Source organism: Gillisia sp. Hel_I_86 (genome assembly GCF_007827275.1).
Lineage (GTDB): Bacteria > Bacteroidota > Bacteroidia > Flavobacteriales > Flavobacteriaceae > Gillisia.
In genome coordinates this window covers 828,661-841,941 of sequence record NZ_VISE01000001.1, presented here as the reverse complement: position 1 = coordinate 841,941, position 13,281 = coordinate 828,661, and the positions used below count along the sequence as shown (strand labels likewise).

The 13,281-nt window shown below is 37.3% G+C and carries 13 protein-coding genes and 1 pseudogene; 11 read left to right on the top strand and 3 right to left on the bottom strand.

The genetic code is table 11. From position 1 onward, the window contains the following. Positions 1–132: 132 nt before the first annotated feature. The 6 genes and pseudogenes from tnpA to JM83_RS03715 all read left to right on the top strand — a co-directional run bounded on the left by tnpA (position 133) and on the right by JM83_RS03715 (position 5,282). Positions 133–569 (top strand): annotated as a pseudogene (gene tnpA / locus JM83_RS03740) (IS200/IS605 family transposase). Between the two features lie 372 nt (positions 570–941). Further along, positions 942–1,466: an RNA polymerase sigma factor gene (locus JM83_RS03735; RefSeq protein ID WP_144959493.1), complete on the top strand. Its 525-nt coding sequence runs from the start codon at positions 942–944 to the stop codon at positions 1,464–1,466. 2 nt (positions 1,467–1,468) lie between these two features. Next, entirely contained in the window at positions 1,469–2,266 is a 798-nt protein-coding gene (locus JM83_RS03730; RefSeq protein WP_144959491.1) for a HEAT repeat domain-containing protein, read from the top strand. Between the two features lie 18 nt (positions 2,267–2,284). Continuing rightward, positions 2,285–3,046: a DUF4097 family beta strand repeat-containing protein gene (locus JM83_RS03725; RefSeq protein ID WP_144959489.1), complete on the top strand. Its 762-nt coding sequence runs from the start codon at positions 2,285–2,287 to the stop codon at positions 3,044–3,046. Between the two features lie 17 nt (positions 3,047–3,063). Then, complete coding sequence (locus JM83_RS03720) at positions 3,064–3,777, top strand: hypothetical protein (protein WP_144959487.1); 714 nt, start codon at positions 3,064–3,066, stop codon at positions 3,775–3,777. Positions 3,778–4,388: 611 nt separating this feature from the next. Further along, entirely contained in the window at positions 4,389–5,282 is an 894-nt protein-coding gene (locus JM83_RS03715) for an IS1595 family transposase (RefSeq protein ID WP_144959485.1), read from the top strand. Between the two features lie 27 nt (positions 5,283–5,309). On the opposite strand, the gene JM83_RS03710 is transcribed toward JM83_RS03715, so the two are convergent. Both JM83_RS03710 and JM83_RS03705 read right to left on the bottom strand, forming a co-directional pair. Further along, positions 5,310–6,113, bottom strand: coding sequence for a hypothetical protein (locus JM83_RS03710; RefSeq protein WP_144959484.1), 804 nt, complete (start codon positions 6,111–6,113; stop codon positions 5,310–5,312). Positions 6,114–6,355: 242 nt separating this feature from the next. Further along, entirely contained in the window at positions 6,356–6,871 is a 516-nt protein-coding gene (locus JM83_RS03705) for a DUF456 domain-containing protein (protein WP_144959482.1), read from the bottom strand. Positions 6,872–7,301: 430 nt separating this feature from the next. Here JM83_RS03705 and JM83_RS03700 point away from each other — a divergent pair, with 430 nt between their 5' ends. Next, on the top strand, positions 7,302–7,661 hold the full coding sequence (locus JM83_RS03700; protein WP_144959480.1) for a BlaI/MecI/CopY family transcriptional regulator: 360 nt from the start codon (positions 7,302–7,304) through the stop codon (positions 7,659–7,661). A gap of 1 nt (position 7,662) precedes the next feature. After that, entirely contained in the window at positions 7,663–9,102 is a 1,440-nt protein-coding gene (locus tag JM83_RS03695; protein ID WP_144959478.1) for a M56 family metallopeptidase, read from the top strand. A 65-nt stretch (positions 9,103–9,167) separates the two neighbouring features. Here the strand turns inward: JM83_RS03695 and JM83_RS03690 are convergent, their stop codons facing one another. Next, complete coding sequence (locus tag JM83_RS03690; RefSeq protein WP_144959476.1) at positions 9,168–10,058, bottom strand: IS1595 family transposase; 891 nt, start codon at positions 10,056–10,058, stop codon at positions 9,168–9,170. Between the two features lie 85 nt (positions 10,059–10,143). On the opposite strand from JM83_RS03690, the gene JM83_RS03685 reads away from it, so the two are divergent. The 3 genes from JM83_RS03685 (at position 10,144) to JM83_RS03675 (ending at position 13,191) form a co-directional block, all read left to right on the top strand. Next, positions 10,144–11,502 (top strand): TlpA family protein disulfide reductase, encoded by a 1,359-nt coding sequence (locus JM83_RS03685; protein WP_144959475.1) that lies wholly within the window; start codon positions 10,144–10,146, stop codon positions 11,500–11,502. A 5-nt stretch (positions 11,503–11,507) separates the two neighbouring features. Beyond that, positions 11,508–12,653 (top strand): tetratricopeptide repeat protein, encoded by a 1,146-nt coding sequence (locus JM83_RS03680; protein WP_144959473.1) that lies wholly within the window; start codon positions 11,508–11,510, stop codon positions 12,651–12,653. A gap of 61 nt (positions 12,654–12,714) precedes the next feature. Further along, positions 12,715–13,191 (top strand): hypothetical protein, encoded by a 477-nt coding sequence (locus JM83_RS03675; protein ID WP_144959472.1) that lies wholly within the window; start codon positions 12,715–12,717, stop codon positions 13,189–13,191. Positions 13,192–13,281 lie beyond the last annotated feature (90 nt).

Here is a 13,281-nt window from a genome sequence, read left to right as displayed (position 1 = left end):
TTTTTCTAGCTAAAATCCTTTCCGTTAACCCATCATTAACCCAGTAATATTTTATTGGTCTCAAAAAGTAGTTAAAACTATGCACTTTAGTACATTTCGCTTTAGCTTCTAAAAAGACCTATCTTTGGGTTTATGCCAGATCAGAGAACAAATGGCCATAGCGTTTCAAGATTAACTGCCCATATAGTTCGGAGTACCAAGTACCGCTACGATGTTCTAGTAGGGGATTTCAAATACGGTGCAGGACGTTGTTGCTAGAGATATGTGAATCGGAAGATGTATTGATATTGAAAGGGGTAGTTTCACAAGACCACGTTCACATGCATGCAGAATATCGCCCATTACTATCGATGAGCACTCTTGTAAAGCAAATGAAAGGACGCAGTTCACGAAAGCTACAGCAGGAATTCCCAGAGTTAAAAAAACGATATTGGGGCAGGCATTTTTGGGGGATAGGCTATGGGTGCTGGAGCACTGGGAATATTACAGATGAGATGGTCAATGAATATTTGGAGCACCATCGAAAACCCAACGATGGGGATGGCACCAATTTTATAATTGAGAAATAGCCGCATGTGTGACTTTAGTCACGAGCCGAAACTATGGACTTGTAGTCCATAGTGGTTCATTTGTTGTTCTTTAATTGCTTCAACAGATGTTGATACTGATAGCGATACTAAAAGTGCAGTATTGATTTTTCAAACGAAATCATTTCCATTTTAATCTAAAAATTCCCCGACGGCTCTGCCTCAGGGTTTTCTATTCACCTCTTCTCACGCTAATAAAACTTCAGTTTTTAGGGTTAAAAATCCATATGCTCCATGGATCCCTATGCAATTCGACAAATTTCTTTCGCCTTTTCTCAAAAAATATTGTCACGTGATGTAACCTTTTCTAATTTTAAGGGTATATACAATTGAAGACTCATTAAAGAAAACCACTTGGAGGGAATTACCGACGAAGAACTCATGCAACAGGTTGCGGAAGGAGACTTGGATCTACTAAAAATCTTGTTCGAAAGGCATCATCGGCATGTTTTCAACTTTTTAAATAAAATGACGGGAGACGGGATGTTGAGTGAAGACCTGACCCAAGAGGTGTTCTATAAGATCATGAAGTATAGAACCACCTATGCCAAGGGTCGATTTGTAGTCTGGATGTTCACCATTGCACGCAACAGTTTAAAAACGTATTACAAGAGAAACAATGGGCTCCATGATAGCCTTGACGAACAACATGAAAAATTGTTTAAAACGACGGATGAAGAGCCAGAAGATTATACCCAGCTTCAAAGGGCACTTGACAAGTTGGAAGCTCCAGACAGGGAGCTCTTGATACTAAACCGGTTGCGGGAGATAAAATATAACGAACTGGCAGAAATAATGAATAGCACACCCGGAGCTGTAAAGACCAAGGTGTGCAGGGCACTAAAAAAATTAAAAACAATTTACTTTGAAAATTTATAATCATGAAAAACGAACATATAACGCATCTGATTCCGGAATATCTGGAAGGTTTTCTGACCAACGACCAAAAGGCAGATGTAAAACAACATCTTAACGACTGCCCAAATTGTGCCAAGGAACTAGAGGAATATGAGACAATGCTACATGCATTCGATTCGGAAATGACAGAAGCACCCAATAAAACCCTATGGGAGGGATTCCATAAACTACTAGATGAGGAAAAGCGAATGTCCAGTGAATCCTTCCAATCAAAAACAATACATAAGAAGACTCCCATAAATTGGACTCTAAAAGCGCTTAAAATTGCCGCTGGCATTGCCTTGTTGGTGGGGAGTTACTTTTTTGGCAGTTATCAAACAGCAATAGAAACCAATAAGGAGATCGCCATGCTCAAGGAGAAAAACCTCGGAATCAGGCAGACTGCAATGCTTTCACTGATGGAGAATAAATCTGCCAGCAAACGCATACAAGGGGTCAATTATGTGGAAGAATTCAGCAAACCCGATGATGATATTCTTAAAGCTCTTACCGAAAGAATGTTGAATGACGAGAATGCCAATGTACGTTTAACAGCTGTAAATGCGCTTGCGGGTTTTGCCAACTCAAAAACCGCTAGAGAGGCACTTATCAAGACATTAAAATCAGAAAAAGATCCGAATATCCAAATCACACTCATCCACACCCTGGTAAAATTACAAGAGAAAAAAGCAGTTTACCCAATGAAGCAACTACTGGATCAAAAAGATACAGAACCCTTTGTAAAAGAACAGATCAAATCCTTGCTTCCAAGTATTATATAAACATAAAAAAGAACAATTATGAAATCATTATTGAGTATCCTTTTCGTGTGCTTCATCAGTATACAGTTTCAGGCACAAACCGATTATTCCCGCTCCCTCGAGGGTATCGAATGGGTAAAGATAGAATCTGCTACTCCCTTAAATATCGTAGCCAAAAGTCAGAATAAGCTTTTGATTAAATCAAATGATATGAAGAAAGTCCCGGTCAAGGCAGAGGGATTAAAATTAGTGGGATCAGGTGGCACCGATAATACTGGAACAGGATTTTATGTTGCCAAGGAAGGCAGCGAACTGATCGTCAAAAATATTCGAAAACGGGAGAATGAGGGTGCGACTTTATACCTTCCTGCCAACACGAACATCACTGTAAAGGGCAGCGGGATCTATAGCCATATAACCATATCTGGGTTTACAGGGGAGATAGAAGCCAGCACCAATGTGGTGGGCGATATCAAGTTTACAGATGTGACCGGTCCCATTACTGCAAATTCAAGTACCGGAAATATAGAAGTAATATTTGCAAAGGTACAGCAATCATCACCCATAAGTATTTCAACAGCCACGGGGGACGTGGATATAAGCTTGCCGAGAAATACCCCGGCAGATGTATCCCTCAGTTCCACCATGGGAGAAATCTACACCAACTTTGATCTGAGCATACCGGATAAGGATGGGCTCAAAGCCGTTTCTTCCCAAAAGGTTCAAGGGGTCATCAATAAAGGCGGTGTTAAAATCCGATTAAACTCCGCAACGGGCAATATTTATCTAAGAAAACAATAACAAATAAATCAAACATCATGAAAAACACAATAGCAATAGCCATTCTGATGATCTTGGGCCTTACAATGAACGCCCAAAAAACAATCGAAAAAAATATTGATTATAAAGATCAAGAGATAAATATCGACCTTGATTTTGCAACCAATATCGAGATAAAGACCTGGGAAAAGCCTTCAGTTTACATCAAAGCTGATTTGAGTACAGGTGATACAAAATATTTAGACTTGTATACCCTTGATGTTTCCGAAGGGGCTTCAGAAATAAATATAAAATCCAATGCCCATCCAATTTTTGAAGCTTTCCAGAAGGAACACAAAAAGAATTACACCGAGCAAAGAGATAACTATATTTACGTTAGCCCGAAGCATGAATTCAATTATATCCTTTATGTGCCAAAAGGTTCCAAGGTCAAGGTTTCCAGTATTAGCGGTCACTTATCTTCGGAAAATATTGAGGGAGATTTCACAGCCGATTTGATAAGTGGAAATATCAATATCAAACATTATAAGGGAAACCTGAACCTGACCACCATAAGCGGAGAGATCGATCTAAAAATAAAAAATGCAAGCTTGACCGCAGAAACCATCCAGGGCAATATCTATGCCGATGAGAAATTAAAATTTTCCTCAACCGACCGAATGGTTGGTCATAAAATAGCGGGAGAAACCGCTGATGTAAGCAGTACATTGACATTGAATACCATAACTGGGAACATGTATTTGAGATATTAAATTTTAAATGTTAACCAGGAAGGATCTAATATAAATAAAAGTCCCTGCAATTAATACCATATAAAATGATGCAAGTAATTCCTAAACCGATTTGAAAATATTTGGGAGATTTTAATATCTATTGATTTTATTGAATTGGAATTAATTTCACCTACATAAAATTAATTCAGTAAAATACTTATATTTGCCTGCGATTTAAACTAAGTGGGACTAGTAAATATCAAACGAAAGTTCACAAATCGTCAACATAGAGTAACAGGTTTTGAAATATATAGCGCTGTGGGGCTTTAGGACAAATAGTTCGAGTCTCTTCCAGACCGCAATCCCGATAGAAGTCGGGAGAAGAAATGAAGAGGCTTCAAGAAATTGGAGCTTTTTTAGCAAGTATAACGAAGTTGTGTTGTGTGTCCCGAGTAGTCGGGGCAACGTGGTTTAAATGTTGTTGTAACATTTACCAATGAGAAGCTTTTTTCCTTATTATTGGAAAAGGGCTTTTTTCTTTTATAACATCCTTGAAAAGTTTTTGATCCCTACCTAATTTATGAAAATATAATTTTTTAGAGGTCAGTATTTAAATTCATATCTTAGAAGTCAATGAAATTAGGAATAACATGAATGTTTTCAAGGGTCAAAATCTCCTAGAGTTCTCTGATCGGTTCAAAACGGATGAAGATTGTAAAGAATACTTGTCCGGGATTAAATGGAATGATGGTTTTGAGTGCCATAAGTGTGGTCATAAAAAATCCCAGGTAAGAAAGGATTTCTCAAGAACATGCAATATCTGTTCACACCAGGAGTCTGCTACTTCCAATACGCTTTTCCATAAAGTTAAGTTTGGTGTGCGCAAGGCTTTTTTTATCGTCTTCGAGATGGCTACCAGTACCAAAAGTCTTTCGGCGAGTTATGTTTCTGTGCGTTTCGGGGTGACAGAAAAGACAGCCCGCCTGTTTATGCACAAAGTTCGGGAAGCCATGGAAAGTAGTGGCAACCACCCGATGGATGGTACTGTCCACGTCGATGAGTTTGTTCTGGGTGGACGGGAGAAAGAACAAATTGGCCGAAGTTATAAAGCCCGTAAAAAGAAAGCAATAACAGCTGTTGAACTAACGGATGATGGCAAGGTCAAGAGAATGTACGCCATGCGTATCGATGATTTTTCGGCCAGATCCCTGCAATATATTTTTGTCAATCATATCAGCCGTGATGCGAAAATAACAACAGATAAATGGAGAGGATACCGACCCATTGCCAAGGCTTATGATATCACCCAGATCGATAGCAACGGTGGCTTAAACTTCAAAGCCCTTCATACCATGATTCACCAGATCAAGTCCTGGATAAGAACAACCTATTCCTGGGTGAGTGATTTCAACATCAATAGATATTTTAATGAGTTTTGTTTTAGAATCAATCGCACACAAAGCAAAGCCACAATTTTCAATAATCTAATAACCAAAATGGTCAAAAAAGATAAAGTATACCACAAACAAATCGTATGCAATTAACTACTGACCTATATAATTTTTTTCAGTTTAGGGCCATTCCAGTTCCAAGCTTATATCGATTCCTGCTTCCTCATTGCTTAGATTGATCTGGGCAGGTTTGGTATCCCTATAATCGTTTAAACGAATTCTTAATCCTTGGTAACTGCGGGTTAAATCTTCTCCAATCCCGTTTCCGTCATCATCGCCTATGCCAAATTCAAGTATAGAGCGATCTGAGATATAAAGCCCTTCTTGGGAGAGGTCCCATTCCAGTTGCTGCTCATTTGGGTAAACAGGAGAAAGATACCAGCGTCTCATATTTTGTTTGGGATCAGAAAAATGAGTGGTACTTAATTTCTGAAATGCATAAATTATATCGGCCAACCTATTGGGATCGTCACTGGCAAATTCTTGATCCCAAGTGCCGTGCATATTATAAAATGAATTGATCTTGAAACCGGTTATTTTAATTGCATTTCCACGAACAACCTCGAAATTCAATACTTTTGAAACTTTTTTTCCACTGATGCTGGTAAATTCCAAGGTTAGCTTCTGTAATCCAAGTTCCTCAAAGTGAATGTTCAAATTCATATATTGATCGTCCAGCCCTTGGTCAGGAAATGCTGCAGAAATACTTTGGGTGATATTTTCGTTTAGCCTCGTAATCTCATAAATGGCCTCATTGGATTGTACCTTGATGATAAATGGCACATCCACGGATACCTCGCCTTGTGAGGGGGTAAGGCTTACATTAAAGGCATCTTCAATTTCTGGCAGTTCTTCATCTGGCGAATCAGAACTACAAGAAAAGAAAACTGCCATTACGCATAGAAAGAGGAGTAGTTTTTTCATTTTAAACTATTTAAAAATCGAATAAATTTAATACAAATAGGGGTTGGAATTACATTTTTATAGTAACAGGAGTAATTTTTTTCCAAGCCTTAAAAATCGGTATTTTTCGTTTTTAGGAATGGCTTCATCTTGATTTTCTTTTTCACTGATCTCAGGCTGGCGAAGAACTATTAGGATAAAAACAGATTTACGCAATTATTTTTTTTCAGCTGAATATTAAAAGTTTCTTCAATACATCCAGTTTAATTGAAGGAACCCACAGGAAATAACAAGTCGCGAAACTCCCAAACCTTATAAACGTAGAGTATCAAAAAGCCAAAGGCAATTACAAACTCCATAAAACTCGATGCCAAAAATCCAATAAAAGACCCAAAGGCAGCTTTAAGTGCCGACCTGGAATTGCTTTTATTGATAATTTCCCCAATAAATGCGCCTACAAAAGGACCAATTAAAACACCAAAGGGGATAGGAGTTATTAATCCCACTATTAAACCAATAGTTGCTCCTATCATCCCAAATTTACTTCCTCCAAATCGTTTGGTGCCCATTGCCGGAATAACAAGGTTTAGTGCATAAATAAGAATGGCAATAACCAGAGTGACGCCAAGCAACCAATAGTTTATGGGAATGGAAGGAGCAAGGTGCAACACCAAAAGACCTAGCCAGCTTATAGGTACTCCAGGCAAAACCGGCAGAAAACTACCTAGAATTCCCACTATCATTAGAATTCCCCCAACTATTATTAAAATTAGGTCCATAGGTTTTTATTTTTCAGCTAAAATATAGTTTTAAAATGTTTTAAAAATTAAATATTGTATATCCGCTTAGTTCTTCGTCACACTAAATTTATTTCAGGGTCTCAGTAGGGTATTGATTTGGCTTAAAATGAGATTCTGAAACTCCCGAACGGTCGGGACAGAATGACGGCGGTTTTCAGTTTGGGATTCTTACTAGAGGAACAATATTTTTAAAATCATGTCTTGGTTCTTGTCTCCAAAAGTGGAGCGGTCTTTGATCTTTAACCGAACATTCAGGTTTATCCTCTTGTTGGAATTAAATCTTGACAATGCACTATTTTATATATCCTGAAAAATTTATCTGCAATTTCTAAAAAAATAAAATTTTAACTAAATAGTTGGTTCAACTAATTATTTAGTTTTATATTAGCTCAATATTATTCAACCAAAAATGAAACAATTAACCAAAGCCGAAGAAGAGATCATGCAGATCTTATGGCAACTTAAAGAAGGGAATGTCGCGGGGATCATCGAAGAGATGCCAGAGCCCAAACCCGCATATAACACGGTTTCTACAATCGTTAGGATCCTGGAATCCAAAGATTTTGTGGGACATCGGAAAGAGGGAAAAGGATATATCTATTTTCCTTTGGTAGCAAAGGAAACTTATTCCAACCAAAGCATGAACAAGCTCATGGATAATTATTTTAATGGCTCTTTTAAAAGTATGGTCTCTTTCTTCGTGAAGAAAAACGATCTGGACACTAAAGAGTTGGAGGCTATTTTAAAGGAAATTAACAAAGAGGATTAAGATGTCAGCAATTATTCTACAAATCATACTTTTTCAGCTGATGTTTCTGCTGGTATATGAGCTACTGCTTAAGAAAGAAACCTTTTTTAGATATAACAGGTGGTATCTTTTATTAAGTCCGGTTATTGCTTTAATGCTTCCATTTTTGAACATCACAGCACTTAATGAAATCGTACCACAGGAATCTGTTGCAGCAATCAATGGTTTTTTGCTCCCAGAGGTATTTATAGGAAATGCTCAACAATCTATGGGAACCTTGCCAGAAGTGCATATATCCTCTAATAAAACCTCTATAAATTGGTGGATGCTTATTTATAGCTTCGGAGTACTTTTAAGTTTGGGAATTGTCTTCAAAAAATTCTTAAACCTAAGAAAGCTGTTCCAATTCAATTTAATCAAAGTTGAAAATACTTACAGAATTATAGAAGTGCCAGCTTCCAATTTAGCTTGTACATTTTATAAAACGATATTTCTCGGGGATCGATTATTAGCTGCTGAAAAAAAGCAAATTTTGGCTCATGAATTAATTCATGTAAAAGAAAAACACAGTTTGGACTTGGTTTTCTTTGAAGTCTTCAAGATCGTATTCTGGTTCAATCCGCTTATTTACATATATCAAAATAGGATTGCCACTTTGCACGAATTTATTGCAGACTCCAATGTGGTAAATACAATAGAAAAGCGAAGTTATTACGAGCAGTTGCTAAACACTGCTTTCAATACCCAAAATATTTCATTCATCAATCAATTTTTCAATCATTCATTAATCAAAAAACGAATCGTTATGTTACAAAAATCACAATCCAAAACCATTTCAAAATTTAAGTATTTGATCATTCTACCAGTATTGCTGGCAATGCTTACAATTGTTTCCTGTACTCAAGATGATTCACAAATTTCTGCAAAAGATGAAACACTATTAGAACAACTTGAAAGGATACAAACAACTATTAATAACAGTAAGGAAATATCTGGCGAAGAAAAGGATAAAATGGTTGAAATTACAATGGCAGCTTTAAAAAAATCGGAAGAAGGAATGATTAATAATTCCGATGCGACTACAATAGACGAGAAAGTGGCAGATGTCCCGTTTGCGGTAATAGATCAAGTTCCTTTATTCCCGGGTTGTGAAAGCTTATCTTCTAACGAAGAGCAAAAGAAATGCATGTCCCAAAAAATTCAAGAACATGTAATCGCTAACTTTAATAGTGAACTGGGAAAAGAAGTTGGGCTTACCGGGGTAAACAGGGTTATTGTTCAATTTAAAATAGATAAAAATGGTGAAATTGTAGATGTTAAAGCACGAGCACCACATCCAAAATTGAAAGAAGAAGCAATAAGAGTAGTAAAATCTATACCCCAGATGATTCCAGGTAAACAAAAAGGAGAAGCAGTTGGTGTTATGTACTCACTTCCAATAGTTTTTGAAGTAAATGAATAAAATAAGTTTGAAGGTTAATTCCCAATAAATTCAAAAACTTCATTAAAATTAATTGACTTAGGCACTTAATTACTAATATTTTTTATAAGACATGGCGATGCGTTTACCATTCGTATCATAAGATTTTCGAATATTCCTTCCTTCATGAAGCTTCGGTTGAACCTATAGCAGTACTCATCCAAATAGTCCTGAAGGTCCCAGACGTGGTGGTGCATTCCCCTGAGCCATCCCTTGAGGTTCATTATAGCCCTATGGAGATCGGGGAAATTGGGTCCTTTCTTTCCCGACGGGATCTGCACTAGATTCTCGAAGACCTTGGCCAAGGGGCCATAACCTGACCATTGGTCAGTGGTCACATTGGCATCTACAGCGATATGATGCTTCATGAAATCACCCAGCGATGCTGCATCGGCATGGGATATCTCTCGGGCGTAGAGCCTTGAAACGCCCTTTTTCTTTTTCTGAATACCAACTACCACGAGCTTTTTGCTCCCATTTTTTCTTCCACGCACCCCCTCTTCCTGTCCACCAAAGACTGTTTCGTCCACTTCGGCGGTTCCGGTTATGGGGTGGTCTCCAGAGCTTTTCATGGCCTTCATGACCTTGCGCTTGAAAGACCAGCAGGTCTTTTGCCTAAGCTCCAATTTTCGGCTGAGTTCGGTAGAGGTGATGCCCTTTTTGTTTGTGGCCACGAAATAGACTATGTAGAACGCCTTGACAAGATCGAACTTGACCATATGAAAAAGTGTGTTGGCAGTCGGGGACTCCGTATAATTGCAACTGGTGCACTGCCGCGAAGCAGCTGGCACGCCCTTACAGGATTTCCCATGCCCGCATTTACGGCATAAAAAACCGTTGCCCCATTTTAGCTCTGCCAAATAGGCGAGGCAGTCTCCTTTCGAGGAATACCGTTCCTGAAACTCGAAAAGAGATAGGCTTTTAAATCTTTGCTCCATAATTTCAACAGTTGTTTGCCCTAATTTAATGACTTTATTACTAATAACAAAGTGCCTAAGTCAAAAAAATTAAAAAATTAAATACATGCGTTTAATTTATTTGCTTTTCTTAATATTTTGCCTAAGCTCCTGTAAAAAGAAAAAAGAGGTAAATCCATTTGTTGTTCTTTCAGGAAAAGTGGATTCTGAAGGAGTCGGTTTTTTGACACTTTTCACCAATCCACGGTTTAAATATCAAGAACAGCAGGAGCTTAAGTTGGATATTCAAGTGCAAAAGGATGGAACTTTTAAGGATACTTTGGAAATAACTGAAGGTCATTACCTACTTCAGTTCGGAAATAATAAGGTAAATCTCTTCCTAAAACCTGGTTATGACCTTCAAATAAAATTGAACGATAGAAATATTAGTTACGAAGGAAAAGGTGCACAGGAAAACAGGTATATAAAAGAAAGAGATTCTCTAATTGCAAAGGTGGGTGGAAATAACTTCTATCAATATTTTTCAAAACTTCCTGAAGAAAAATTTTTAAAATATGCTGATTCCCTTGAGAAACAGCGATTAGGAGTAATTAATAAGCATGGAAATATAGATTTACATCTCCAAAAAACCGAGAAACTTTGGGCAAACGTTGAAAAAGCTCACAAGTTTCAAAATTATTCTTTTACACGAGAAACTATAGATACTTCTTATTTGCCGTCTAAGAATTATCCCAATCCTTTAGAAGAGCTTAATATAAATGATGAAGATTTGTTAAATGTTGGTCTTTTTCCAATGCTTATTTATTCTCATTTCGGAGCAGTTGCTAAAGATCATGGGGTGGATGACTGGGAATATATTGTTCAAGATTCTTTTCCTATTTCTAACCCTAAAATAAGAGAAGTGGCATTTTATACCTCTGCGGTATTTTCTATGAAGAGTTTTGAAAAATTGGAGGAATTCTACGAGAAATCGCAGTCTTTTATTCAGGATAATGAATTTAAGGAAGCAATTACCAAACAATATTTAGCCTTAAAAGAGCTTTATCCTGGTAAACCGGCTCCCGATTTTACGCTTAGAAATATGGAAAATGAGCCAGTATCTCTTAAAGATTTTAATGGGAATATTGTTTATTTAGATTTTTGGGCCAGTTGGTGTAAACCCTGTATAGAAGAAATTCCTGCCTTTAAGAAGCTTCAGAAAAAGTATAAAAACAGGAAAATTGTCTTTGTTTCCATTGGAATTGAAAGTAAAAAGGAGAGCCTCCAAAGACTAATTGAAAAACATCGACTAAATGGAATCCATCTTTATGACCCGTCAAAGGAAAAAGAATTTAAGGCTGCTTATTCTGTAGGAGGAATTCCTCATTATGTGCTTATCGATAAATTTGGGAACATTATAAAAAATTTCTCCATGAAACCTTCAGATCCCCGAATTGTTAATCAGCTGGATAGCTTATTGGATTAAAGCTCATGAATTTTCTAACCATCATCGTATTTTTTTTGATAGTATTACAGATAAATGCCCAAACCCCAAATTTAGCTATTGCAGATAGTTTATATGCGGTGGGTAATTATTCGGAAGCTATTGAGCAACTGGAAAACCTTCAGGAGAAATCCAATGCTGCCCAAATTAGACTAGCAAAATCCTATGTGGCTGCAAGAGATCTTGATTCGGCATTAAAAACCTATAAGGATATTCTTCTTCAGCATCCTAAAAAATTGCTTTTGGCCATAGAATATGGGGAAGTTTTAATCAAGGCTGGAGAGCTGAAATCTGCAGATAGCCTCTTTGATCTGCTGGCAACAACATATCCTGAAAATGCCACTTTTCAATACCGGCTTGGAACTATTAAGGAAAAGCAAAAGGATAGCACCTTTATCGGTTTTCTCGAAAAAACGATTGAATTGGATCCCCATCATCAGCAAGCTTTGTACAAACTGTCAAAATATGCCTTAAGTAGAAGGGACTTTCCAGTTTCTGAAGCATTAAGCTTACAAGGCTTGGAGGCTAATCCAAAAAACCCTTCGCTCTTATCTATTCTTGCCCAAACTTATTTTAATGAAAACTCCTATATTTTGGCAATTACACCTTTTGAAAAGCTTTTAGAGCTTGGGCAGGGAAATGAATTTGTGCATTCCAAACTGGGGTTTTCTTATTATCAGGTAAGATATGTTAAAGATGCCATCAATCAGTACAACTTGGCATTAAGTTATGAGGACAGAAATTCAGACACTCATTATAACCTTGGAAAATTATATGCTAGAACAGGAGATCTAAAAAAATCTGAAACACATTTGCTCATGGCCTTGCTAATAAAAAAGCAACCGGTAGATGCGGAATTTCTCAGTCTGGCGTTAACTTACAAGCTTCAAGAGGATTATGAAAAAGCGTTTCAATATCTCAATAGTGCATTAGAAGAAAATCCAGATAATGAAAGGGCTTTGTACGAGCGGGCCATCGCGTCAGACAATTTTTTCAAGGATAAAAAAGCAGTTCTAAACTACTACCAATCCTATCTAGGAAAGTATTCTAAAAATGGCAATGAAAGTTTGATCCATTTAGCAGAAATTAGAATTAAAGATATTAAAGAAGAATTACATCTAAACGGGGAATAGTTTTTCCTAAGCTGCGTAAATTCACTATTTTTGACATTCCATAGCCTAGATAGTCAATTGCATGAGAAAAACATTACTTCTGCTTATTTTTCCGTTTTTGGTGTGTTGTAATAATTTTGAAACCAAAAAAATCTCTTCGGAAGAGGTGCTTAGTCAAGAATCAAAATCTTTAAATTGGCGGGAAGTAGATGAATATCCTGCTTTCGAAAATTGTAAAAGTATTACAGATCTTACCAATGCTCGTGCCTGTTTTGAGGCAACCGTAGCAAATTCTATTTATGCATATCTCACAAAACAAGAACCCATTGTTACACAAGCCATAGATGATACCTTGTTTTTATATCTGGAGATCTCCAAATCTGGAAAACCGGTGGTAGATTCCATTAGGGTGGATTCCATGGTTACCAATCAATTACCAGAACTGGATAAATGGGTGCGGCAAAGTGTGGATTCCCTGCCAAAAATATATCCAGCAATAAAACGTGGGATTCCTGTTTCGACTGTTTTTAAAATGCCAATCCTTATAAAAGCGGAATAGGTTTGCAGTGAAGAGTGAAGGGTGAAGGGTGAAGGGTAAAGAGTGAAGGGTGAAGGGTGAAGGGTGAAGGGTGAAGAGTTATTTCGACTG